A 24,207-nucleotide genomic window follows, 5' to 3' on the forward strand; every position below is an offset into this window, starting at 1 on the left:
ACCGGTTAATATATCTTATTGAATATATATTGGTAAATTTTACAATTCTTTTTAAAACTTTATAATTTATTTATAAATAGATCGGCGGTTTGTTAATTTTTGAAAAGAGAAGGATAAAATAGAGCAAAAGAAAAGAGGCTGCCTCGTATGAGACAGCCTCTTGGCTACTAATTGTTACCCGATTTTACCGGGTCAACTGGTTATTTTAGGGTTTTTTAGCCCACCAGAGGGGTGTTAATACACCATCTTCTCCGCCAAGCAAACTAATGGCCTGGTCATAACCAGCCTGGTTGCTGGATTGGAGACTGGAAGGATATTTTAACCGCTGTGGGAAAAACTTCACTTGTACTGTTTTATAGTTGGAACTATTTAATGCAGGCATATTTACAAGCGGGTTTTCTACCGCGGGGTTTTCAAAGAAGGGCAGGCCCAGCCGGCGGTGATCACTCCATGTTTCCAAAGGAAGATAAGGGGTCTGGGCTATGAATTTTTGCGTAATGATTTTTGTAAGCTGATCATTGCGAACTGTTCCGTTTTTATACAATTGATTGACCGGATATTCAATTTCTACAGCACCCGCTGCATTGGTATATCCGTTTATAAAGTTCATTGTATGGGTTGCACCCGGTTCCGCCGTATGCCCCCAGCTTACGGAAGTTCCTGCCATATTGTATTCGGTTGAGCTTTTATAAGCGGAAGCAAAGCCACTTACGTCCCAATAAGCAAAACTTGCATCAATGCCAGCTTCATAGGCTGCCTGACCAGACATGGGTACAGTCCATCCCCGAACCGCCGCTTCTGCCAGCAGGAAATAGGTTTCCCATGGGGCGAAGAATATGCGCTTATTAGTGCTGTTCCTGAATTTTTTACCATGCCTTGGAATAGCGCCGTTATAAGAGCGGATCTGATTTTTTGCTCCTTTGGTTCCCCAATCTCCGTTAACCGGAGCATTCCAGGTACCTGCTGCGTCCAATGTTTTAACTACTCCACCACTTGCATCTACCAGGTTTCTTACCGTTGTTCTGGCTGAATTATCCCAGGAAGGATAGGCATTAAAATCAGTGTTCCCAAAGTCACCTGGAATAATATAGGCCTTGTAAGCACGTGGGTCAATTTTATTTGGCAAACCATCCAACCAGTATCCTGCAGATGGGTCATTGGTCATGGTAGTAAAATGATCGGTAAACCGAAGGCCAATATAATCAGCAGGCTTCACATGAGCATCCATTTCATCTCCGACCTGATCTTTCGATTCAATTCCTCCAAGTCCCATGGTAAGGTTACGCATGGTAGACGATAAGAGGAAAGCATTCCATTCTCTTGTCATTACACCTGTAAGCGAATGCCATCCATCGAGTTCTGCAACCTGGAACGTTTCATCGGCGCTGGTAATGAGTGGCTGCGAGGCAGCTGCTTCAAATTCGGCTTTAGCTTTTGCGGCATCAACTTCTGAAAGCCGCATAGCCAGCCTTAGTCTCATGGAGTTAGCATATTTCTGCCATTTGCCGAAATTAAACCCGTATGCCAGGTCAAATTTTGCAGCTGGTCCGGCTATGGATGGATCAATTTTAGAGGAGGCGTCTTTCAACTCATCGAGCATATAATAATACACGTCCTTTTCGCTTTTGAATTCGGGGTTGGTTCCCTGAAAAGCATTGATAGGAATAGGACCGAAATTATCTGTTAGCTCACTCATTAAATAGGCCCGGTATATTCTAGAAACCTGCAGCAAATTATTAGTATAGGATTTGGCAGTTCCGGCAGCTATCTGCTTCTCAGCCACCTGTACGCCCGAATTAATGGCGTTTAACCAACCTCCCATGTATCCACTTCCATAATAGTCGCTGGTCCAGCCATCGTTATAACCTCCGCTGGATATTCCCCCACCAAACTGTTGGCGGCCGGCAGTTTTCCAGTAGAGAACAAAAATACGTTCAGCAATATGGGGGTCTTGTTGAGAACCTGTGATTGCATTATTGATAAAGTATTCAACCTGTACCTGATCTTCCGTTACCAGGTAAGGATCTTCGTTAATTTCGTCAAATTTACTACACCCGCTTATAAAACCGGCCGAAAGCACCAGCAAAGCAGTGTATTTGATTATTGATTTCATACAAAATAAGTTTGTTGTTTAGTTATCAAAATCCAACGTTCACACTTAATAAAAAGCTTCTCATAGTTGGGAATGCACCATTTTCAAATCCAACGGCGTTTGATCCGGTGGCGAAAACAGATTCCGGATCAATTCCTAACATATGGCTTTTAATCATCCATACATTATTGCAGGAAAGTGCAATACGGGCAGATTGAAAGGCAGTCTTTGACAGCAGTGATTTTGAAAAATTATAGGTCAACTGTACATTGCGTAAGCGGATATTGGTAGCGTCATAGATATATGCTTCCCCTACACCAAGATTATTCAACGTTGAAAGTTGATTCCAATATTGTTGTTGTGTTACAGTTACTGAATTTTTGGTATAACCACCTGATCCGTCCTGAATTACACCCGGAACCACTAAATCAGGGCGTTCGCCTCCCGGAGCGGTAACAGCTGCAACACCAAATCTTTGCAAACCAACATTGGATGCAGAAAACATTTCACCACCGATCCTTCCGTCAACAAGGAAAGAAAATCCGAAATTTCTGTAATTAAAGGTATTGGTAACACCAATTAAACCTTTAGCCTGTTGGTTACCTAGTAAAAACAGCTCGCTGGTTCTTTGCGGTAATCCGGCAGAATTCAATAATAACTCACCAAAGAACGGACTAGACTGGTCTTCAACTCTTAAAAGTTTTGTTCCAAAAATATCGCCGTACAATCCGCCAGTATTAGCACGTATAAACAAATCATCAAAAGCGCCAAGATCATAGCGGTTTACCCCTATATCACTAGCCATATCAATGATTCTGTTTTCATTTCTTGAATAATTGGCAGTAATATTCCAGCTCAGTGATTTAGGATTTGAAAGTGCTCTGAAATCTACCATCAGTTCAATTCCTTTGTTTTGAATGTTTCCGGCATTGATCATTTTGCTGGAATAACCACTAAGCGGATCCATAGGAATTCCTATCAACTGATTGGTTGCATTTGACTTATACCAGGTGAAGTCGATACCCAGGCGATTGTTGAAAAAACGGCTTTCAATTCCGAATTCCAGGTTTTTAATCAACTCGCTTACCACATTTTCATCTCTCAACACGGAGTTCCTGGAAGCCGTGGTATTTCCATTTGGTCCACGACCAATATTAAAGCCATTATAGAGCATGAAAGCACCCAGGTCATTACCTACGGAAGCGTGAGAAGCTCTAAGTTTCAGGTAACTTAACCAGGAAGGGGTAGATCCTCCTAATGAAGCCATCATGTCTGTGAAAACATACGACAAACTGAAAGAGGGATAGAAATAAGACCGATTGGCCTTGCTCAAAGCGGACGACCAGTCATTCCGGAAGGTCATATCGAGGTAAACAAAACCGTCATAATTTACACCAACGGTACCATAGGCAGAGTTGATTTTTTTCTCATAAAAGGATTGTCCGATACTGGGTGGATTGATTCCATTCGTTAATGAAAAAACGTCTGGTACTTCAAGCTGTCCGGTTCCGATGCTGATAAAACTTGATTTAGTATGCATCAGGTTTCCTCCAACGGTTACTACGCCGCCAAATTTGCCTATCAAATCATCCTTTTTTGCAGTAATAAGAGTGCTGTAGTTGGTTTCAAAGAATGTTTGCTTTCCTTCACTGTATTCATTTGCCCTGTTACTTCCCGCAAATACTTTTCTTTGTGTGCTGGTGGTATAAATATCTCCACCGGCTTTTACTTCAGCATCCAGCCAGTCATTGAACGCATATTTAACCGAACCATTCAGAATGAAACGATCACGTACGTCTGTATTCAGGTTATAATGTGTATTCCAGTGTGGGTTATTTTGCCAGCCCGGAGCACCTTCATACCATACCATTTGCCCGTCTTCATTTCTGGCGGTTTTGAAATCATTGATATTCATACTTCTTGGCAGTGTATATAAGGTAAACACGTTACTTACATCTCTACCATTAATTGGACGGTTAAACCCGGAAGTATTGTTATAGGAGATTTTCATGTCTGTTGTCCAGCGGTTGTTTTTACCGAATTTGGATACAGCTCTTGTACTAAGGTTTGTACGCTCCAGTTTATTGTTGGGGATAATACTCTTATCAATCCAGCGGCCCAATGAGGTATAAATGGCGGTTGAGCCGTATTGTTGCTGAAAAGAAAGATTATAGCTTTGCGTAGTTCCTGCCCGCAGGAAATTATCAACATTGTCATGTGAGGTCGTCAAAGGAGCAGTTGATCCATCCCATTTAGTAACATCCTGTCCTTCTGCTTTAGGGCCCCAGCTTAACTGGCTGGTACGATCATAAATTTTTTGATCGCCCTGGCCAAAACTGTTTTGAATTTCGGGTTTTATGAAAATGTTTTCAATACCCTGGTTCATAGTGAAATTGATACCCAATCCATTGCTTTTGCGTCCGGATTTGGTAGTGATAAGGATTACGCCATTACCAGCCCTGGAACCATATAAGGCAGCTGCAGAAGGTCCTTTTAAAACAGACATGCTTTCAATATCTTCCGCATTGATATCGCCCAAACCATTTCCCCGGTCAAAACCAGCGCCCCAGTATCCATTTTCGGTAGTTCCGGTAAAATTGTCAATCGGAATTCCATCTACAACTATAAGGGGTTGGTTGGAACCCGAAACCGAGGTAAATCCTCTCAGTACAATTTTAGAGGAACCGCCTGCACCATTACTGGATCGTACAACCTGCAAACCAGCTACCTTACCGGTAAGTGCATTGGCAAGGTTGGTTTCACGGGCATCGGAAAGTTCAGTTCCTTTGATTTCCTGCACTGCATAGCCCAGGGATTTTTTCTGCCGTTTGATACCAAGTGCTGTTACTACTACTTCATCCAGGTTTCCGGAACCTTTTTCCAGCGCAACATCTAGGTTGGTTTGCTGACCAACCGTAATTTCCTGGTTAACAAAATTGATTGCGCTGATTACAATCACTGAATTGGCGCCGGCTACACTAAGGTGAAATACACCGGCATCATCTGTTGTGGTACCATTAGTGGTGCCTTTTTCAATAACAGTGGCGCCTGAAATTGGAGCGCCTTGTTTGTCCTTGACTGTTCCTGACACTTGCCTGGACTGGGCCACAGCTACAGTAGCGAAGCAGCTGGCCAGCAGGAAAAGCAGCAACGTTTGGATCCGTTTTTTCATTGCAGTTGTTTTTGATTTGTTATAAACTAGAAAGCACATCTGTTTGCGCTAGGCAACAAATGGGTGTGCTGGTATAGAAGGAATTGCTTTGTGTTGTTTATCAATATTTTCCACGACCAGGCTGGCCGCGCCCATCAGTTCAGCTTCCTTGCTCAGACGGGATATTTCCATGTGGGTATAGGCTGCTAACCGCGGAATACAATAGCGGTTCAGTGCCTGTTGGATAGGAGGTAACCAAAGATTTCCGGCGGCAGCTCCCCTGCCACTTAAGATAATCAGTTCCGGATTCATGATATGTATAAGAATGGCGATCCCTTTTCCAATCTGCATGGCAGCTTCTGATAACAACTCTACCGCAAACTGGTCGCCCCTGGTTGCAGACTTTAATACCTCGTTGCAGGCTTCTTCAATTTCTTCCGGCAAGTATTTCATGCTCGTAACCCTTCCCTCCTGAATACCCTGCCTTGCCTTATCCACCACCACCCGTAAGGAAGCTTCCGTTTCGAGGCAGCCGTTTTTACCGCACTCGCATAACTTATTGTTGTTGAATATGGGGATATGGCTAAACTCACCTGAAAACCCATTATAGCCCCGAAACAATTCGCCATTTACAATCATTCCCAGGCCAACTCCCCAGGAAACATTGATCACCATGGCATTACTTCTATTCTTAGCGCCTCCCAGTTTGAACTCCGCAAGCGCTATCACACTGGAATCATTATCGATGTAAACAGGTATTCCGATCTCCTCCTCCATCCGCTGCGAAATGCTGGCACCATCGTTTTCCAAATAGGAATAATTGATGCCTTTATTCACATCTATAAAGCCGGGCATTCCAATGCCTATTCCAATAATTTTCTCGGCGTTTATCGTTAACTCACCTATAAAGCTGCGAATATGCTGAATCAGCTGAACCAGGGCTTCCTCATTGTTTTTCAATCGCAGGTTAAACTTGCGGTTCTCCAAAATGCTGAAACTCTGTAAATCAATGAGGGCAATACGGGTAATCAGCTGGTCCATTGCTATGGCTATACCATACATTTTTCCAGGCGCCAACGCATACATTAACGGTCGGCGGCCTCCGGTAGACGCTGCATAACCTTTTTCTTCCACCATGCCTTCCTGTACCAGCTCGTTCAATACCCGAAGCGTAAGGGGTAAGCTGCGCTCGATCCGCACACTGATATCGGAGCCCGATAGAAGGTTACCCAGGCACAACTCCTTTAGAATTTTACTCTTATATAAATCTGACTTACCCGCCATGGTTGTTAATTCTTTATCGATGTCAACCCAACTTTTTAACAATTTTATATAGATTGTCAAAATAGGTGAATTTTAGATAAGTTTAGGGTAATTTACAAGGAAGGGGGCCGAAAAACGGGTGAGAAAATCCGCGTTTAAGAAGTTTATGTTAAGAAAATCATTGATAATGAGGGGGTTTTTAAACAGCGCTGAAAACCATTTAAAAAGTGAAAAAGTCAAAAAAAACTTTTGTTTTTACCAGGAAAACAGCCTGAAATTGTTAAAAATTTAGCTGTCTTTTTAACACTTATTTCAATTTAAGGCCCTTTTTGTTGGAAAAGATTCAACAATCCGGCCGCTGACAAAATTTAAAGCAATTGAACTGGGGGGTAATAGTAGGACGAGCTGGTTGGAGGGCCTATAACTTAGGCATGGTTTTGGCTGCAATTTAACGCTCCGTATACAATAAACTTCGGGAGGTTATTCAGATCCAGGCATAAAAAAAGGGGTCAGAATAGACATTCAACCCCGTTTTTAAAATCCAATATCCTATGAAAAACCATTACAATAATACTGGTTTTCTACTATATACGCAATAGGTCTCCCAAAATTGAGTAAAAACACGCGCTTTTTGTCAGTTTTTCATCAGCTTCTCAGTCAGTATCCGACCGCTTTCTAACTGAGTTAACGTAATGATATACAGTCCTTTATCGAGATTTGAAACATCCACTGTTTGTAATCCCGGCTGTAATTTCAAACTGAGCCTTATTTTCCCATTTGCATCCGATAATACCAGGTCCAATGCCTGTTCAGAACGAATAATAAGCACGTTATCAACCGGATTTGGATAAAATTTACAGGTCATATCACCGGCAAGATTTGCCAGCACCGTGTTCGACAAAAAGCGTGATCCGTCCTCCAATATCCAGTTTAACCGGTAATAATTCCTTCCCTTTAAGGGCTGCTCATCGGTAAACCTGGCCATTACCGAATCCTGGCGGATTACCCCCAATACCTCATAAGGCCCCTCCCGGAAGGAAGACCGTTCAACATTCGCATAACCACCCCGCCTGGAAGACGCCAGCTCCCACCGTAAAAGCACTTTACCCGGAACCAATACCACCGGATCGTCTAAACGGATCGATAATAAATTACGCATGCCCATAGAAGGTGTAAGCGGCGAAGCCTGGTTATGCTGCGCTGCGGCTGGTACAAGACGACAAAAAATGGCAATAGCCAGGAAGGGAGTTAATGCATGCATGAGCGTTGGTCCTTGGGTTGTGGATAACTTGTTAACAATTATTGTGCCGAAGGAGGTAGAACCCGCCGCTTTAACAGGAATATAGCGCAAAGATTTTCAGCATGTTACAGAACCGAAGCTTTAGTGCCCGTAAACGCATAGCCATGGTAGCCCACGACAAAAAGAAAAAAGAAATGGTAGAATGGGCGGAGGTGAACAAAGTAATCCTGGCCAGGCATGAACTGCTTGCTACCGGCACCACTGGCAGGCTATTGGAAGACAAGCTAGACCGGCCGGTAAAAAAACTATTAAGCGGCCCACTGGGCGGAGATCAGCAAATAGGAGCCATGATTGCAGATGGAGCCATTGATATTCTTATCTTTTTCTGGGATCCTATGGAAGCCCAACCCCACGACAGCGATGTAAAAGCACTTTTAAGAGTGGCTATTGCCTGGAATTGCGTAGTGGCCTGCGATCCGGCAACCGCAGATTTTGTTATCAGCTCACCATTAATGACGGGCGCTTATGAAGCTGTTATCCCGGATTATTCAGGCTACCTGACCCGGCAAATAAAGGATTAACCGAGTTAGTCTTCCAATACCGATTTTCCCCTTCGCAAAAACCACCTATCAAAAACAAAAGGGCCGAAAGGTAACAAGGCCGCTAAAAAAGCCAGAAAGATCCGGCCGAATTTCCATTTAAGCGCCTGCCCTGCCTCAATTACCATATAACAATACCATACAAACAAAATTCCATGAACCCAACCGGTATACTTAACCGCTTCGGGTATATCCATCATATACTTAAGAGGCATCGCTATCCCCAATAACAACAAAAAAGAGATTGCTTCCGCAGTCCCGATTGCCCTGAATTTTTTAATGACAGCCGCATCACCCATGATTGCTCGAATTTCTGTGAAGGTAGGGAAAGGGTGGAGAAGGAGAAAGCCCGGCCCCCACCGTATATTTGCTTATGCCTTTTCAATTAAAATCCTCTTACCAGCCTGCCGGCGATCAGCCGGGTGCAATTGCACAACTTACCGAAGGCCTCCGCAACGGGGAAAAGCACCAGACATTGCTGGGTGTAACCGGAAGCGGTAAAACCTTTACCATCGCCAACGTAATTCAACAAGTGCAAAAACCGACCCTGGTTTTAACCCATAATAAAACACTGGTAGCGCAATTGTACGGCGAATTCAAACAGTTCTTTCCCGATAATGCCGTCGGTTACTTTGTATCCTATTATGACTATTACCAGCCCGAAGCCTATTTACCCGTATCAGATACCTATATAGAAAAGGACCTTGCCATTAATGAAGAACTCGATAAATTAAGATTACAGGCTACGTCACAACTACTCAGCGGAAGACGGGATATTATTGTGGTTGCTTCTGTAAGCTGTATTTATGGTATGGGAAACCCTACTGAATTTGAAAACGGTATTGTACGCATTCATACCGGCCAGGCTATCTCGCGGCAGGGTTTTCTGCATGCACTGGTCAATTCCCTGTATACCCGAACACAAACAGACTTTACCCGGGGTAGTTTCCGGGTAAAAGGAGACACGATCGATATTAACCTTCCCTACCTCGATATCGGCTACCGCATTATTTTCTTTGGCGATGAAATTGAAACCATCGAAAGCTTTGAAATTCAAACAGGTAAGCGAATCGGTAAACTGGATAATGCAGCCATCTTCCCGGCTAATCTCTACCTCGCGCCCAAGGATATGATGCAGCAGGTCCTCTACGAAATACAGGATGAAATGACGGCCCAGGTCGAGTATTTCAAAGCACAGGGACGGTTCATTGAAGCCCAGCGGATCAGTGAACGTGTAAACTATGACCTGGAAATGATCCGCGAACTGGGTTACTGCAACGGCGTCGAAAACTATTCGCGCTTTTTCGACCGTCGTCAACCCGGTACCCGACCCTTCTGCCTGCTGGATTATTTTCCGAAAGATTATCTCTGTGTGATTGACGAAAGCCATCAGACTATTCCGCAGGTTAGTGGAATGTATGGTGGAGACCGAAGCAGGAAACTGAACCTGGTTGACTTTGGATTCCGCCTGCCCTCCGCATTAGACAACAGGCCCCTTAATTTCCACGAATTTGAAAGCCTGCTGAACCAGGTAATTTATGTTTCGGCTACTCCCGGAGAATTTGAACTGGAACAAACCGGGGGCGTCGTAATTGAACAGGTAGTTCGACCCACCGGCCTGCTCGACCCACCCATAGAAGTTCGGCCCAGCATTAACCAGATCGATGACCTCCTGCAGGAAATCGATCTCCGGGTTAAAAAAGGAGATCGTGTACTGGTAACCACCCTTACCAAACGCATGGCCGAAGAAATGGATAAATACCTGCAACGGATCAGCATTAAATCAAAATACATCCATTCCGAAGTGGATACCCTCGATAGGGTGGAAATTCTTCGACAGCTTCGCCTGGGAGAAATAGACGTGCTGGTAGGCGTAAACCTGCTCAGGGAAGGCCTTGATCTTCCGGAAGTTTCACTGGTAGCCATCCTCGATGCCGATAAAGAAGGTTTCCTGCGGAACGAACGGTCCCTGACGCAAACGGCAGGCAGAGCCGCCCGTAACGTAGACGGACTGGTAATTTTTTATGGCGATAAGATCACGGAAAGCATGCAAAGAACCATCGATGAAACCAGCCGACGCCGAGAAAAGCAGCTCGCCTACAACCAAGAACATGGTATAACTCCCAGGACGGTAATAAAATCCATTGAACAGGTGATGGCGCAAACTTCGGTTTTAGACATTAAAGGATACGATCTGAAAAATCCGTATGCAATGGCTCCTGACGGTGAATTGGTGGAAGTGGCCGCCGAAGATCAGGAACAGTACAAGACCATTCCGCAAATGGAAAAAGCCATCGCCCAAACCAAAAAAACCATGGAAAAAGCAGCCCGGGACCTCGACTTTATGGAGGCCGCCCGCTTAAGAGACGAAATGTTCCGACTGCAAAAGGAATTGGAAAGCATGAAGAAATAGGGTATTTTTCCAATATGATTTCCATCGCACTCTACCATTTAAAAGGTGGCGTTGGTAAAACAGCCACCTGTGTTAACCTGTCTTACCTGGCAGCTCAGGACGGATATAAGGTTCTTTTATGGGACCTGGATCCCCAGGGTTCTACGTCCTTCTACTATAATGTTCAACCCAAAGTCAAAAGCGGCACTCAGAAGCTTTTCAATGAACAGCTGAACCTGGATGAACTGGTTATGGCCACTGGTTATGAAAACATTGATATCATCCCCGCTGACCTAACCGCCCGAAACCTGGATATTATCCTGGAAGAACTGAAAAGCTCCAAACGACGGTTTAAATCCATTTTAAACCAGCTCGAAAAAGAATATGATTTTGTATTCATCGACTGTCCGCCTGGTTTTTCTGTACTATCCGAAAATATTTTTTATGCCGCCGATATTATCCTGATGCCTACTATTCCTACCACCCTGTCTGTTCGAAGCTATGATATGGTGAAGGAATATTTCCGGGAAAAAAACCTGGATGAGTCAAAGCTGATGTGCTGTTTTACCATGGTAGACCTCCGTAAAAACATGCATAATGAAATAATGCAGCAACTGATCCGGGACAATAAATTCTTTCATAACTATATACCCTATCTGTCTGATGTGGAAAAAATGGGTTCCTATCAGGCACCCTTGCACGCTTTTGCGCCCTCCTCCTATGCAGCTCAGTGCTACAGCGATCTATGGGAAGAAATCAAAGAAGGGGTAATGGAATAAGGAACGCCTTCATTTTCCCCTTTTCATACGCTTTGGTCCATACCATAACCAAAACCCGGTAAGGGTAAATAACAACAGCGATAGGCCGGCTATACTGGTAAAAATCAATTTAAATACCGCCCCATTACCCAGGAGTTTCATATCAACAATTGATCCGTCGTGAATTTTTTCAATCAGGTCCGATCGTCGTTCCTCTACCAGTAAAATTTCACCGGTTGCACCATCTAGTTGCAAGCCCGTAAAATGCTGGGAAAATATAAATTTAGCAATGCCTTTATCGGCACGGATATCAATTTTTTCAAGCGCCGGGGATAGTGATGCATCCACCGAATCTTTCAGGTACTCAACTGCCCGCTGGTATAAGCTATCCATCGGAAGCCATTTTTTAAGGTCCTTTGAACTACCTGTTGCCGTTTTTGCCTGAATCCAACCTCCACTGTGTTTTTTCCAACCCAGCAATAATCCGGTTATCGCAATCACCAAAAAAAGCAGAAAAAGCGTAGCGCCCAGGAAACGGTGAATTTTTCGCACGGTTCGCAACAATTTTGCCTGGCCAGTTCTATCGGGTTTTTTATTCATACCGCCGGTAATTTGCACCAATTTGATTACTTATCAAAAAGCCGCTATTTATATTACCAATAAAGATTATTTATCTTAGCCTCCATGCAAGCAAGTTTCATTCAGCATGCCGCTAGGGTTTTGCTGGGATTATTTCTTCTTTTAGCTGGTATCGGACATCTAACATGGGCAAGAAACGAATTTCTTGCACAGGTTCCCCAATGGCTGCCACTGGACCCGGACCTGGTAGTACTGCTTTCCGGATTTGTTGAAATCGGATTAGGATTGGCTCTATTGGTTTTCAAATCGCGCCGTAAACAGGTAGGATGGGCGGTTGCCATTTTTTTCCTGTTGATCTTTCCGGGTAATCTGTCCCAGTACATCCATAAAATTGATGCCTTTGGTTTAAACAACGATACTACCCGCCTGCTGCGTTTATTTTTTCAGCCCGTTTTAATACTATGGGCCCTGTGGTGTACCGGGGCAGTTCAGAAAAATAAACCCGAAGTAACGGCATAACCCATCGTATCTGACACCAGGTTCTACCGCATGATAAATTCTTCTGACACTAGCCCCGGAATCAACCGGCTTATTTATTCCTTTCGGCTATTGAGCAGATCCCTGGTATTTTTCTGAACGGTTATGGCACCAAATAAACCCAGTAAAAAAGCAAACGCATAAAAACCTTTTTCGCTCGGTAATAAGCTGGCATTCCATAAACCAATTATTAACAAGGCTATAGAAAGCAAGGTTCCGAACCAACAGAGGCCATAATAAATATCTGTAACCTGAATTCCTTCCAGTTTATCCCGGACAGACTTCTGCAAGGAAACAACTGCAAATAAACCGAACATTAAAACAGTGAAATAGTACCCTTTTTCATTAAGTGGCATCTCCGCGCGCCAAAGGCCGATAAGGTATCCGACAATGCCCACACCAAGGGCTACCCAGGAAGCGCCAACAAAGGCGTTTGATGGTTTTTGTGTCATACTAAATGGTTTAGGTACTGTCAAACTACTATATAGAAAGCATTCGTACCCATTTCTTCTTCTTAAACTTTCTACAAGATTTATATCTATACCCTATAAAATGCAGTATTTTAGAGGTATAAGCCACCTGCTGTGCAGAAGATCTTCTTCAGCATTATTACCATTTTTTTAACCTGTATAACAAGTACAGGAAATGCACAATTGTATTTCACCGGCAGAACTCTGTCTACTGCAAATGGACTGAGTGATAACCGAATAACCGCCATTTATAAAGACCAAACGGGTTATATCTGGATTGGAACCAAAAACGGCCTGAACAGGTTCGACGGATTTTCCTTCACCATTTTTAAACCACAAAAAGGAAACTCCATCTCCAATGAAATAATCAATTGCATAACCGGCGATACGGAAGGAAATATATGGGTAGGTACCATGAGTGGTTTAAACAAATATAATCCGGTTACCAACCAATGGACCAATTGGGTGCCGGGTACCCAACTACCTACGCACAATACCCTGCATAATTTTCTGATCTGGGATATTGAATTCGATGGAACCGGAAAACTCTGGATTGCCTGCGACGTAAAAGAATTTACCTGTTATAACCCCACTACCAATACATTCAGTTATTATGACTGGCCGGCTTTTGTTAAAACCATCAGCGGATCTATTACGCCGGCAGGTTACCATGCCATTCAATCCTTTGCCAGAAAAAACAGGGAAGAATTCTGGCTTGCGTCCAACAAAGGCCTGGTACACCTGAATACACGTACCAAACAATTTACTTACCTGGGTAATTATTACCAGGATATTGTTGATCTGCAATACGATTCCCTTAGCCAGCAGCTCTGGATTTCGCTGGAAGGCGGCGCTGTATTTCATTACAATGCACGGCAAAAAACCTATCAGCAGGTAAACCCGGTTGCCGAACCCTATCCCTCCACTTCTTTTCCCAAAATTTCCGCGGAGGAAATATGGATAGCCTCTGAAAAAGGTCTGCTGCGGGCAGCGCCTTCCTCCGCTGCTATCCTGCTTCACCAGCATAACCCTTCAATTAGTTCCTCTCTTCCGCCAGGTGGCGTTACCACCACCTATAAAGACAATACCGGCATGTATTGGATCGGAACGCCCAATGGCATTTTTTTACTCAACCAAACTACCCCGGGCTCTTATTTTATACCCTTACTAAGCGCTTCTGATAAAGAGGGTACTAACCGGATGGGAGAAGTATTATATGATGAAACCGATTCTCTCTACTATGTATGCGCTATCCAGCCCGCCGCATTGTTTATACTTTCAAAAAAAGATGGAAGTATCCGTAAAATTCAAACCGATCAGCAAGGAAACAAGTTATCGGCCTGTTATGCCGTAAAAAAAATCCTCGGCCAATACTGGCTTCTAACGGAAGATAAAATCTACCAAATTAAGCAACCCAACCAGTTACTCCGGCATTTTCCAACACCGCATGATGGGCCAACTACCGTTTTTCGAGATATGGAAACAGATCCTCTAAACAGGATTTGGATCAGCTCCTTTAATAAAGGCATTCTTTTATACGATACCCCAAAAAACAGGTTTTCAACCATACAAGATCCGCTGGCCGCTTTCCTTCAAACTGCTGGAACCGGATTGCAATACGATTCAGTTAAGAAAAAAATCTGGATAGCCACCTATGGAAACTACCTCTTCGCATACGACTTAACAACCAATGCACTGGTGCCGTATAATGAAAATGAAAACCATGCTCCATACAATGCGTTGAACCTGATTAATGATCTTACCATGGACCACAATGGTAACTTATGGGTGGCAACCAATGCCGGAGGAATTTTTCGCAATAACTCTGGTAACGGCCATAATAATTCCTTTACGGAATTTGACATGCGGAAGGGAATGCAGCACAATCAGTTTTTCTCCATTCGGCCAGGAGAAGAAAATACGCTTTGGCTATTGTCGGAGACCGGACTATCGTATATCGATGCCAGGCATCCCGAAAAAGAACAACTGGTTAAAGATATACAGCAGGTATCCAATTTTGGATCAGATCCCCGGCATCCGCATACCCTTTTTTATAACCAAAAAGATAAAGAAATATTAATTGCTGCTGCCGGTGGACTGATCTTTTATTATCCGCACCCTGTTAAAAGAATAGACTCTTTCCCCCTGCTGGTAAAGCAATTGCCCAATGCTACCGCTTCATTTACATATGACGGGCTGTACTATGGAAATGACCCGGTTCAATATGAATATTTTCTGGAAGGCTGGACAAAAAACTGGACAGCTGCAGGCATGGAAAGAACCATTCATTTCCACCAGCTGCCGCCAGGTAACTATATTTTCTCACTGAGAGCCAAAGATCAGCAAGGCAATATATTAACCAGTAGTACTGCGCTCCCCCTACTGATTTCACCTCCTCTTTGGAAAAACAGCTGGTTTATATTGTTTAGCTTCCTGCTTATCGGGTGGATTATTTTCAAGATCATTCACTCACTTCAGCAAAAAGTAAAAGATGAGAAAATTCTTAACCAGTTTGCTACTTCTCTTTATGGAAAAACCAGTATCGATGATATTTTCTGGGATGTAGCCAATAACTGTATTCTACTGCTCGGATTTGAAGACTGTGTTATATATCTATACAACCAGGAAAAAAAAGTAATGATACAGCGGGCTGCCGCAGGGCCAAAAAGCCCGCATACCTCCCGTGAAATTATTAATCATCTGGAAATTCCGGTTGGGAAAGGAATTGTAGGAACCGTTGCAAGAACGGGAAAAGCGGAACGCATTGGAAACACCGCAGCAGATCACCGCTATGTGGTAGATGATAAACGAAGAAACGCAGAAATTACTATTCCCATTTGGGTTGACGGCCGTTTGTTTGGTATCATAGATTCGGAACACAGCCGCCGGTATTTTTTCAAAGCCCGCCACAGCCGAATGTTAAAAAATATTGCCACCATATGTGGTGAAAGAATTTCAAAATACTTAACAGAGGAACGATTGAGGAGCAAGATATCGCGCGATTTACACGATGAAATGGGTTCAGCACTTACCAGTATTAATATTCTCAGTACAGTAGCAATGGCAAAGGAAGAAAAAAAAGAAGAGGTGCAGGAATACCTGCAAAAAATAAAAGCTCATTCCGGTAATATGATGGAAAGTATGAGTGATATGATCTGGGCAATTAATCCCGCTAACGACAGCCTGGAAAAAGTGCTCATAAAAATGAAAGAATTTGCCGCAGAAATGCTGGAACCCAGCGGCATTAATTATCATTTTGAAACAAGTGGATTTACGCAGCAATCTGTACTTAACCTGGAGGAACGAAAAGATCTATACCTTGTCTTTAAAGAAGCCGTAACCAATATAGCAAAATACGCGTGTGCAACAGCCGTTACTATTTCCCTGAAATTTGATAAAGAGGAACTGCAGCTCCGGATCCGGGATAATGGAAAAGGTTTTGATACCAACAAGGAAGATACCGGAAACGGCTTATCAAATATGAGGGCACGTGCCAGGGCAATGGGCGCTGAATTTACGCTTGAATCTGTAGCGGGAACCGGTACTACAATTATGCTTAAAAAGCATATCACCTGATAAGGGTATTTTATGCTGCTAAGGAATACCTTAGTTTGCAAGTCTAAGGATATGAAAGAACCTGTTCGCATCATACTATTTGAGGACAATCCCATTCTGCGGGAAAGCCTGGTTAATCTGCTGGCATTAACCGGCGAATATCATATTTTAGGCAGTTATCCCGATTGCACAGAAGTGGAAGTACTGGTTCAGGAAGTAAAACCAGACGTAATATTAATGGATATTGATATGCCGGGTGTTAACGGAATTGAAGCAGTGTCAAAAATTCGTCGTTTTAATCAACAGGTGCAAATTATCATGTTAACCGTATTCGACGATAACTCACATGTTTTTGATGCAATGTATGCTGGCGCAAATGGCTACCTGCTAAAAAAATATATTTCTGACAAACTGATCTATTCCATTCAGGAAGTGCTACAGGGAGGCGCACCAATGAGTCCGTCGATTGCAAGATTAATCATATCCAGTTTACAACAACCCGTAGTAGCAGCAAAAGATTACCAGTTAACCAACCGGGAAAAAGAAATATTACAGTTGCTATCCAATGGAAACAGTTTTAAAATGATTGCCTCCGAGTTAACGATCAGTTTGGATACGGTCCGTACCCATATTAAACATATTTACGACAAACTACATGTACGCTCGCAAATTGAGGCCGTAAGCAAAGCCATTACGGAAAAATTAGTAAAATAACCCCTGCCGCCTATTCGTATTTGGAAAAAATGCCGGTATCAAAAGCTGTCCAGTAACAGGCTTTCTGACCAGCTGCCTTCAGCACATTATTGGCCCAGGTATTACAGGTTTTGAATAAACTATAACTTCCTTTAGCTTCATAAAAAGCATCTGTAGTACCGTAATTAGCTGTTGTTATTATGTGCTGAACCTGCCCGCCGGAATCGGTTTGGAAGCTTGCTTTAATATAATTGACCAGGCGCTGATATTGTTGCTTACTGATACGGATTTTGCGGCAGATTTCTGATTCTTTCAATTGTTTATAATACGTGGTATGAATAGCCGATGAACCCAGTCCGAATGCTGCCCTGAATGCTACGCTGGGCTTTAGTTCAGCCCAGGTGGGGGTTTGGAGGTAAAAGCCCTTATCACCCCAACCCATTGCCAGCCAGGACGCGCTGCTGTCGTTTCCCGTTGTATGATTATAACGAACTGTTTCTGTCCAGTTGATCTGCTCATTTTTTGCCGGAACCACAATATCCGTATGAACGCCATTGGTAAGAATATAAATGGTTACCTCCTGGCCATTATCTGCTTCCCGCTCCACCTTTATTGAAGACAGCAGGTATGCGGTAAGCAGGTAAAGGCCAATAAAAAGAAGGAAAAAAAGCAGGGTTTTACCCAGGAATTTTCCTGTCCACAGGAGTTTCTTTCTCATGCTATGAAGCTACAAAATTAATACACCCAGCGGTGGTTGATATAGTGCAGCGCCCTGTCAAAACGATCCTGCCAATTGCCCGAAAGCTCAAAAAACGGAATTTGCTGCCGGTTTAATTCTTGGCGATGAAACCTGTCTAAGGCATTTCTGCGGTCAACATCCAACCGCGTACCGTCCTGTATATAGGGGGCGTCTTTATTAAGGTATAAATGACAATCAAATTGATTGGCTTCCAGAATCCAGTCTTCCACCAATAATTCCTTTCCGAAAAGGAATTTTGAATAAGACTGAGTAATTCGCAGATCTGTATCCACAAACATAAACCTATTGGCAGAAGGCAGGCATTTCAGTATGGTTGCAGCATGAAGACGGGCGATTTCCGGCAGCTGTTCTGGCCTGCACTGCTCTGTTTCCTGGATGATTTCTCTTGCCATTTCCGGCACATAACAGGTATTGTACTGCTCAGCAAGGGCTTGGGCAAGGGTAGATTTTCCTGTGCTTTCGGTACCCGATAAACAAATTTTCTTACAAAAGAACGGACGGGCAGCAACTGCTATATAGTCCCAGTAGCGAAGGGGATTGTTCCTGATAAGGGTTGATGAAACCGGTACCTGCTTTCGTTCTATATCAAATAAATGATAGGTGCAGTTCAGCTGCTCTGCCAAGTATGCCCCATAGGGTTCAGAACTGATAATAACACCAATATCCGGGAAAACTGTCCTGATCTTATTTGCCCATACCGCTGCAATTTCTCTGGACGATACTGAGCTGTTGGGCAATTCCGCTTCTTTGTATGTAAGTAATACCGGTTGTATAGCCGGATGGTTCGAAAAGGTTTCATCCAGCCAGGCCTTTCTCAGGGTTCCTGCTATGGATTCAAGGTCAGATGCACATATCAGTACCGTCAGTTCATCACAATGAAGGGCTGCAAAATTAATCAGCGCTATATGCCCGATATGGAGTGGATAAAATTTTCCAAGTACCAGTCCTTTTTTCATACCATTACGTAAACACGGTTATTATACGAGGAAAAAAAATAATAGCTGCAATAAGTATGGAAACAAAAGCTGCCACCAAAACTGATCCCGCTGCCAGGTCTTTGATCAATTTTATTCGTTCGTCCTGTTGCGGACAGATAAAATCAGCTATTCTTTCAATGGAGGTATTGATGATTTCCGTTACCCAAACCAGTCCAATACATCCGAGTAAAGCGATCCATTCAAGTGCCTCCACTTTAAAATAATACGCAGTTACCAGTACTAAAACAGCTGCTATAAGGTGCACTTTTGCATTTGATTCATCTTTAAAAAAAGCCATAATGCCCTGCCAGGATGCAATAAAACTATTTCTATAGATTGGAACTATATATAATTCAACCAGTATAACAATTCCAATTCCAAGAGTGTAAGCAAACATATCTATCCATTCGAAATAGTTGCCCATCAAAATAGCGGCCCAGTACTGATCCTGCAGCCCCAGCCATTTAATAAGGTTCAGGTATTGAAGTGTTTCCACCAGGTAAGCAATAGTAAGTACGCCAATAGCAGTGGTCTTTACCGGCCAGGAAAAAAAAGAACGAAAAAAGCAGTATACTAAAATAACCACCAGCAAGTCTCCGCCATAGGGGCGAATAACCCTGTCATGCACATATTTTTCAATTAATACTTCCATGATAAAAAGCACAATTGTCCAGCAGAAATAGTATCCATTAAATTTGAACTGCCTGCGCATGGTATAAATAATTATTTATTAACCTGGTATAGCTAATTATCCGGTAATCGGAATCCAGACCTCTTCTTCTGATTGCGGGTCGTTGTTTTTGTATTTATTTCCAAGCACTTCAAAATGCGGCCGGTTATCCAATTGGTATCCCGAAGCTGGCAACCATTCGTGAAAGATGAATTTCCAGGTAACGTCAAAACTACTGGCAGCTCCCTTATGTTGAAATACTGCATACCTGCCTCCAGGCAACCCAAATACTTTAATTTCCGGGGGTAAACTGGTAGTATCGTTTATTTCCGCCAGGGCCCATTTGGTAAAGGGTGTAGCGGGGTTAAACGAAGTAAAATAGCCAGCCGGGTATATTTGTAAAGAATAAACGGTTGTTCCAACACAGTGAGGAATTAGTTTTCTGATCGGCATAAACCGCTTCCATAATTCCGGGCTTAGGTTATTCAGTAGAGACATTTCCATGGATAACCCGGCCATTAACCGATCTTCAATAGTATCTATTCGTAAAAACATTATCTGTATTTTTCAACATCAAACTCTATATAGTATACATCCTCCAGCATCCGGTTCGGCAACTTTTGCTGGCGCGAAAAATAAAGTCGTTTTTCTTTTTTATGAACAAATGGGCAAAATTCCGCCAGTGCTGAATTAATCGGTAATCCAAGGTTCTTTGGTGTTGTCCATTGATTATTTACCAGGAAACTAATATACAAATCAACTTCTCCATAGCCAGCTGAATCTGTCGAAAAATAAATCAGGTAATCTTCCTCTGGTGATATAAACGGATTGGATTCCCGTTCAACCGTATTAACCGGCTTACCCAGGTTCCTGGGTGTTGCATATTGTCCGTTACTGTACTCCGAAACATAAATATCTGATTTCCCTTGCTGGTCTTCATTTTCTTTCATGAAATAAATATTGCCGTTGGATGCCATAGAAGCATAGGATTCAGAAGCATCTGTGTTGATTGTATTTCCTAAATGATACGCTTCACTCCATCCGTTCTTTTCCCGTTTAACCGCCCATATATCAAAACCGGTGCGTTCAGGTTTTCCGGGAACCGGGCGGTTGGATTGAAAAAGAACCAGGTTTCCATCCGGGCTAAACATCGGATCAATATCTTTCCAGGAAGCAGACGCACTGGAAAAGGAAGCGATGACAGGTTTAGACCACTGGCCTTTTTTCTGGTGAGATTCCATTATCAGCAGGGTATCTCTCCGGCCATTTGAATGCACCCAAAGCGCTGTTTTGGAGTCGGGCGAAATAGTTAGTCCGAATACCCCGCCATTGCTGATCTTACCAGGCTCAAACTTATAAGGCTGTGAAAAAGCGGTATAACTGGTACAGAGTATTAATAGTAAATAGGATAAGACAGGCTGCATGTTTGTATTGATTTTATATATGATAAGGTTTAGTTGAATTATATTATTTCCAGCCCTTGCTGGTGCGCTTTAACCCGCAAATCGCTCATGGTTTCTTCCACTTTGGTTGTATCAACACACCAGAAATATGTTTTTACGTCAAAACTGTCGGTACCTATCCTGGTAAACAATACCTGTGGTTCACGAATTCCATATACATAGGCAGAAGAGGAGATCAGTGCTTTTACCCGGGCGGCGGCATCTTCCATATCATTGCCGCTAATTTTAAGAGACAGCTCCATTCTTTGCTGCGCATTGCTGAGTGTCCAGTTAATGATAGGATGTGATAACAGGTCACCGTTGGGAATTATTACCTCTGCCCCTTCTCTGGTTTGAAGTATACTTGACCGAAGGCCGATTTCGCGTACCCGGCCTTTGTTTGATCCGATTTCAACCGAATCGCCAATTTGCAGAGGCCGGTCAAAGATCAATATAATCCCCGATACAAAATTACTCACAATGTTCTGCAGTCCAAGTCCAATTCCAACCCCTAATGCACCTAACACAATGGTAATCTTGTCTACAGGTACGCCGGATGCCGCTACTGCCAGTAAATAACCCGCACTCAATACAATTAGCTTGGTAATAAGCAATCTGGAGCGTTGCTGTTTATTTTGCAGTTCGTCCTCATGACCCACATCTCCAAAAAAATAACCCACGTATTTCTGTAAGAGATGAGCCATCCAAATGATGAGGAAAAACAACACAATGCCGCCAAATGTAAAGGTGGCATTTCCAATGGTGCGTTCCGTTTTTAATAGCTCCTGGATCCATTCATAGAGGAAAGAATAAATGTTGAGGTTGGTGGTAAATACAACCAGCCACTGTAGCATAACAATTAAAACAACGGGGCGGCTGAAACTTTCAATTACCGGCTGGTAATCAAAGCCACCGCTTAATCCCCGCCGATACCGGCTGGCCACCATTTGCAGCAGCAGTGCCTCCATACAGATCTTACTAAACACTGCCAGTCCGATTGCCTGCATAAACGCAAATATTGCTGCATTCCCCAGTAATTGAGACAAGGTAACTCGCCCAAACAGGTTGCAAAAAAGCGCAACAATATTAAGTATGTTATGTAAAATAATCACGAACCGTAAAAATCCCCGAAGATGAAGATGGTTTTCCATCTTTTTCAGGAAGAGGGTACCAAAGAGAATAGATAGGATATTGAGGCCAATAAAACCAATTCTTGCCAGGTTACCCGGATCTGGTATATGGTTGGTAAAAGAAAAGGAGAGATACAGAACCACCATCACAATCCAGTAAAAGAATAATTGACGCGGCCATTTATTCCAGCAAATGATTGTCAATACCAGCAATAGCAGAAACTGAACAGCTTCTACATAAGCCGAGGGCGCACTTAAATCAAAGAGCGGCGCCAGTGATAAAACAATAACTAACCCACCAATAAAATAAGACGACGGCAAATAAATAAAGCCCATCTCAGTTAATAGTTCGCCGGCCTTCGCTTTTTGAATGGTATACCTGTTTCTATATGTCCAGGTAATAAACAGGAGACCGATAAAAAATAACAGGAGCCGGTTGAGACTACTATCCCGAAAATAAAAACTAAGGGCTTTTTGTTCCGATTCTACCACGTTCTGAAGGGTAGATCTTTCCAGGCTGGTTAGTACTGTGGTATCTTTTTCCCAAAGGAAATTGCTTTCCTTTCCTAGGATTCGTTTAGAAGCAGATGCCAGCAAGTCATTTAACTTATCCAGTAACTGCACGGCAGTAATAGAATTGGAGGAGGCCTGGGTTTGCAGGCGATTGATAAAGCTGGTGCTTTCCCGGAGCTTACGCCTCGTGCTTCGCCAGGCGGTTCTCATCTCCAGTAACTGGGGACTAAACTGCTGCAGCATGGGTGTGTCCTTTTGTAGTTGTCGGAAAACGGTATCAGACAGCAGGTTTCTGAGTGTTTTTCTCATGGAAGCCAGCTGCGCTTCTGCTGTGTCCAATCGTTCGCGCCTTCCCGCCAGGTCTTCTTCCATATGAATCAGGAGCGTTCTGAAAACCTGCAGATTTCGGAGATTCAGGGCCGTTGCATTTTGGGTAATGGTTCCCTTTATTACAGCAAGAATTGAATCGTTTTCCTGCAACTTCAGAACCGTTTTCCCGAAAGAATTACCCAGTTGCGCCCTGTTGTCAACATGTTCAAGGGCAACAAATGTTTTTTCGATCTGCACCTGGTAATCGCTGCTGTTCAGTTGGCTGGTATCACTAAAAAAGCCAGCTCTCCAACGACGGGTGCTATCAGATCGGCTCAGAGAGTCCTGTGCCTGCAGATTTTCAGGCAGCAGACAAGTTGTAGCAAATAGTACTACAAACAACAAAAATCGGTGAATCATAACAGGATTTAAGTACTATATATACCTACTTACCAGTACTGCAATCAATGCAAGTAATGCCGGCAGGCCCTGGGTAAAAAATATTTTCCGGTGTGCTGTAATGCCTCCATACACTCCCGCCACCAGCACACAGGACAAGAAAAACAACGCAATATTACTCTGCCAAACCGGATCTGTAATGAAAAAAGACCAGGTTAAGCCGGCTGCCAGGAAGCCATTGTATAAACCCTGATTAGCTGCCAGTTTTTTGGTTGGCCGGAACAATTCATCTGCCAGGGAACCCCGAAAAGTCTTTTTCCCCAGGGTTTCCCAGGCAAACATTTCCATATACATAATATACAGATGTTCAATAGCAACTACTGCAATCAGGCAAAGAGCGGGTAGTCCCATGTAGATAAGATTTGCAAAAAGATACGAAAAAGACGGTTTCGTACCCATCAAATGCCTGTTTGTACAGAAAAGAAAGGGATTGGTGTATTAGAATTTTATAGGAAAACCGGTAGGTGTAAATTAGTTGAAGCAGTTTGGTTTAATGAATACTTTGTCGGTTGTTACAGGTTCCAATTCCTACATAACTATTGTTTGTAGTATTCTCACACATGACGTTATAGTTGAAAACCATGGAGCAGGTCTTTCACATGGGGTAAAGGCCTGCTT

20 protein-coding genes are annotated in these 24,207 nt (G+C 43.2%); 6 read left to right on the forward strand and 14 right to left on the reverse strand.

Annotated features, from left to right (window positions below; translation table 11 throughout):
* Positions 1 to 205: 205 nt before the first annotated feature.
* From A1D16_RS12405 to A1D16_RS12420, 4 genes are all read right to left on the reverse strand, one after another.
* Positions 206 to 2,113: a SusD/RagB family nutrient-binding outer membrane lipoprotein gene (locus A1D16_RS12405; protein WP_290709917.1), complete on the reverse strand. Its 1,908-nt coding sequence runs from the start codon at positions 2,111 to 2,113 to the stop codon at positions 206 to 208.
* A gap of 25 nt (positions 2,114 to 2,138) precedes the next feature.
* Positions 2,139 to 5,264: a SusC/RagA family TonB-linked outer membrane protein gene (locus A1D16_RS12410; protein ID WP_290709919.1), complete on the reverse strand. Its 3,126-nt coding sequence runs from the start codon at positions 5,262 to 5,264 to the stop codon at positions 2,139 to 2,141.
* 48 nt (positions 5,265 to 5,312) lie between these two features.
* On the reverse strand, positions 5,313 to 6,587 hold the full coding sequence (locus A1D16_RS12415) for an ROK family protein (protein ID WP_290709921.1): 1,275 nt from the start codon (positions 6,585 to 6,587) through the stop codon (positions 5,313 to 5,315).
* Positions 6,588 to 7,140: 553 nt separating this feature from the next.
* Positions 7,141 to 7,767: a T9SS type A sorting domain-containing protein gene (locus A1D16_RS12420; RefSeq protein WP_290709923.1), complete on the reverse strand. Its 627-nt coding sequence runs from the start codon at positions 7,765 to 7,767 to the stop codon at positions 7,141 to 7,143.
* 101 nt (positions 7,768 to 7,868) lie between these two features.
* Here A1D16_RS12420 and A1D16_RS12425 point away from each other — a divergent pair, with 101 nt between their 5' ends.
* Positions 7,869 to 8,327 carry a methylglyoxal synthase gene (locus tag A1D16_RS12425; RefSeq protein WP_290709925.1) on the forward strand — a complete coding sequence of 153 codons (459 nt, stop codon included), beginning with the start codon at positions 7,869 to 7,871 and terminating at the stop codon, positions 8,325 to 8,327.
* Positions 8,328 to 8,332: 5 nt separating this feature from the next.
* Here the strand turns inward: A1D16_RS12425 and A1D16_RS12430 are convergent, their stop codons facing one another.
* Positions 8,333 to 8,644 (reverse strand): DUF3817 domain-containing protein, encoded by a 312-nt coding sequence (locus A1D16_RS12430; protein ID WP_290709927.1) that lies wholly within the window; start codon positions 8,642 to 8,644, stop codon positions 8,333 to 8,335.
* 74 nt (positions 8,645 to 8,718) lie between these two features.
* Between A1D16_RS12430 and uvrB the strand changes: the two genes are divergently transcribed.
* A complete protein-coding gene (gene uvrB, locus A1D16_RS12435) occupies positions 8,719 to 10,758 on the forward strand; it encodes an excinuclease ABC subunit UvrB (protein ID WP_290709929.1) in 2,040 nt (679 codons plus the stop codon).
* A gap of 14 nt (positions 10,759 to 10,772) precedes the next feature.
* Positions 10,773 to 11,516, forward strand: coding sequence for a ParA family protein (locus A1D16_RS12440; protein ID WP_290709931.1), 744 nt, complete (start codon positions 10,773 to 10,775; stop codon positions 11,514 to 11,516).
* Between the two features lie 9 nt (positions 11,517 to 11,525).
* On the opposite strand, the gene A1D16_RS12445 is transcribed toward A1D16_RS12440, so the two are convergent.
* Complete coding sequence (locus A1D16_RS12445; protein ID WP_290709933.1) at positions 11,526 to 12,095, reverse strand: PepSY-associated TM helix domain-containing protein; 570 nt, start codon at positions 12,093 to 12,095, stop codon at positions 11,526 to 11,528.
* An 84-nt stretch (positions 12,096 to 12,179) separates the two neighbouring features.
* On the opposite strand from A1D16_RS12445, the gene A1D16_RS12450 reads away from it, so the two are divergent.
* Positions 12,180 to 12,593: a DoxX family membrane protein gene (locus tag A1D16_RS12450; protein ID WP_290709935.1), complete on the forward strand. Its 414-nt coding sequence runs from the start codon at positions 12,180 to 12,182 to the stop codon at positions 12,591 to 12,593.
* A gap of 74 nt (positions 12,594 to 12,667) precedes the next feature.
* Here A1D16_RS12450 and yiaA read toward each other — a convergent pair whose 3' ends face one another.
* Entirely contained in the window at positions 12,668 to 13,063 is a 396-nt protein-coding gene (gene yiaA, locus A1D16_RS12455) for an inner membrane protein YiaA (RefSeq protein WP_290709937.1), read from the reverse strand.
* A 132-nt stretch (positions 13,064 to 13,195) separates the two neighbouring features.
* On the opposite strand from yiaA, the gene A1D16_RS12460 reads away from it, so the two are divergent.
* A complete protein-coding gene (locus A1D16_RS12460; RefSeq protein ID WP_290709939.1) occupies positions 13,196 to 16,657 on the forward strand; it encodes a two-component regulator propeller domain-containing protein in 3,462 nt (1,153 codons plus the stop codon).
* A 51-nt stretch (positions 16,658 to 16,708) separates the two neighbouring features.
* The gene (locus tag A1D16_RS12465; protein ID WP_290709941.1) at positions 16,709 to 17,350 is read left to right on the forward strand and encodes a response regulator transcription factor; all 642 of its coding nucleotides are present in this window, start codon (positions 16,709 to 16,711) and stop codon (positions 17,348 to 17,350) included.
* 10 nt (positions 17,351 to 17,360) lie between these two features.
* Here A1D16_RS12465 and A1D16_RS12470 read toward each other — a convergent pair whose 3' ends face one another.
* From A1D16_RS12470 to A1D16_RS12500, 7 genes are read right to left on the reverse strand one after another with little or no spacing between them, the layout of a single operon-like run.
* Positions 17,361 to 18,047 (reverse strand): TIGR02117 family protein, encoded by a 687-nt coding sequence (locus A1D16_RS12470; RefSeq protein ID WP_290709943.1) that lies wholly within the window; start codon positions 18,045 to 18,047, stop codon positions 17,361 to 17,363.
* A gap of 17 nt (positions 18,048 to 18,064) precedes the next feature.
* Entirely contained in the window at positions 18,065 to 19,045 is a 981-nt protein-coding gene (locus A1D16_RS12475) for an AAA family ATPase (RefSeq protein WP_290709945.1), read from the reverse strand.
* A 4-nt stretch (positions 19,046 to 19,049) separates the two neighbouring features.
* The gene (locus A1D16_RS12480) at positions 19,050 to 19,778 is read right to left on the reverse strand and encodes a diacylglycerol kinase (protein ID WP_290709947.1); all 729 of its coding nucleotides are present in this window, start codon (positions 19,776 to 19,778) and stop codon (positions 19,050 to 19,052) included.
* 36 nt (positions 19,779 to 19,814) lie between these two features.
* A complete protein-coding gene (locus A1D16_RS12485; RefSeq protein ID WP_290709949.1) occupies positions 19,815 to 20,291 on the reverse strand; it encodes a GyrI-like domain-containing protein in 477 nt (158 codons plus the stop codon).
* Positions 20,291 to 21,160, reverse strand: a complete 870-nt coding sequence (locus tag A1D16_RS12490; protein WP_290709951.1) for a hypothetical protein — start codon at positions 21,158 to 21,160, stop codon at positions 20,291 to 20,293. The genes A1D16_RS12485 and A1D16_RS12490 overlap by 1 nt, the downstream gene beginning before the upstream one ends.
* A 38-nt stretch (positions 21,161 to 21,198) precedes the next feature.
* Positions 21,199 to 23,550 (reverse strand): mechanosensitive ion channel domain-containing protein, encoded by a 2,352-nt coding sequence (locus A1D16_RS12495; protein WP_290709953.1) that lies wholly within the window; start codon positions 23,548 to 23,550, stop codon positions 21,199 to 21,201.
* A gap of 15 nt (positions 23,551 to 23,565) precedes the next feature.
* A complete protein-coding gene (locus A1D16_RS12500; RefSeq protein WP_290709955.1) occupies positions 23,566 to 23,940 on the reverse strand; it encodes a DUF1304 domain-containing protein in 375 nt (124 codons plus the stop codon).
* Between the last annotated feature and the right edge of the window lie 267 nt (positions 23,941 to 24,207).

It is taken from the genome of Flavihumibacter sp. CACIAM 22H1 (assembly GCF_001601815.1).
Lineage (GTDB): Bacteria > Bacteroidota > Bacteroidia > Chitinophagales > Chitinophagaceae > Flavihumibacter.

Bases quoted from the DNA above. Each gene is read 5' to 3' on its own strand.
- A1D16_RS12405 (WP_290709917.1), bottom strand. From the start codon at position 2,113: ATGAAATCAATAATCAAATACACTGCTTTGCTGGTGCTTTCGGCCGGT.
- A1D16_RS12410 (WP_290709919.1), bottom strand. From the start codon at position 5,264: ATGAAAAAACGGATCCAAACGTTGCTGCTTTTCCTGCTGGCCAGCTGC.
- A1D16_RS12420 (WP_290709923.1), bottom strand. From the start codon at position 7,767: ATGCATGCATTAACTCCCTTCCTGGCTATTGCCATTTTTTGTCGTCTT.
- A1D16_RS12425 (WP_290709925.1), top strand. From the start codon at position 7,869: ATGTTACAGAACCGAAGCTTTAGTGCCCGTAAACGCATAGCCATGGTA.
- A1D16_RS12430 (WP_290709927.1), bottom strand. From the start codon at position 8,644: ATGGGTGATGCGGCTGTCATTAAAAAATTCAGGGCAATCGGGACTGCG.
- uvrB (WP_290709929.1), top strand. From the start codon at position 8,719: ATGCCTTTTCAATTAAAATCCTCTTACCAGCCTGCCGGCGATCAGCCG.
- A1D16_RS12440 (WP_290709931.1), top strand. From the start codon at position 10,773: ATGATTTCCATCGCACTCTACCATTTAAAAGGTGGCGTTGGTAAAACA.
- A1D16_RS12445 (WP_290709933.1), bottom strand. From the start codon at position 12,095: ATGAATAAAAAACCCGATAGAACTGGCCAGGCAAAATTGTTGCGAACC.
- A1D16_RS12450 (WP_290709935.1), top strand. From the start codon at position 12,180: ATGCAAGCAAGTTTCATTCAGCATGCCGCTAGGGTTTTGCTGGGATTA.
- yiaA (WP_290709937.1), bottom strand. From the start codon at position 13,063: ATGACACAAAAACCATCAAACGCCTTTGTTGGCGCTTCCTGGGTAGCC.
- A1D16_RS12465 (WP_290709941.1), top strand. From the start codon at position 16,709: ATGAAAGAACCTGTTCGCATCATACTATTTGAGGACAATCCCATTCTG.
- A1D16_RS12470 (WP_290709943.1), bottom strand. From the start codon at position 18,047: ATGAGAAAGAAACTCCTGTGGACAGGAAAATTCCTGGGTAAAACCCTG.
- A1D16_RS12475 (WP_290709945.1), bottom strand. From the start codon at position 19,045: ATGAAAAAAGGACTGGTACTTGGAAAATTTTATCCACTCCATATCGGG.
- A1D16_RS12480 (WP_290709947.1), bottom strand. From the start codon at position 19,778: ATGCGCAGGCAGTTCAAATTTAATGGATACTATTTCTGCTGGACAATT.
- A1D16_RS12485 (WP_290709949.1), bottom strand. From the start codon at position 20,291: ATGTTTTTACGAATAGATACTATTGAAGATCGGTTAATGGCCGGGTTA.
- A1D16_RS12490 (WP_290709951.1), bottom strand. From the start codon at position 21,160: ATGCAGCCTGTCTTATCCTATTTACTATTAATACTCTGTACCAGTTAT.
- A1D16_RS12495 (WP_290709953.1), bottom strand. From the start codon at position 23,550: ATGATTCACCGATTTTTGTTGTTTGTAGTACTATTTGCTACAACTTGT.
- A1D16_RS12500 (WP_290709955.1), bottom strand. From the start codon at position 23,940: ATGGGACTACCCGCTCTTTGCCTGATTGCAGTAGTTGCTATTGAACAT.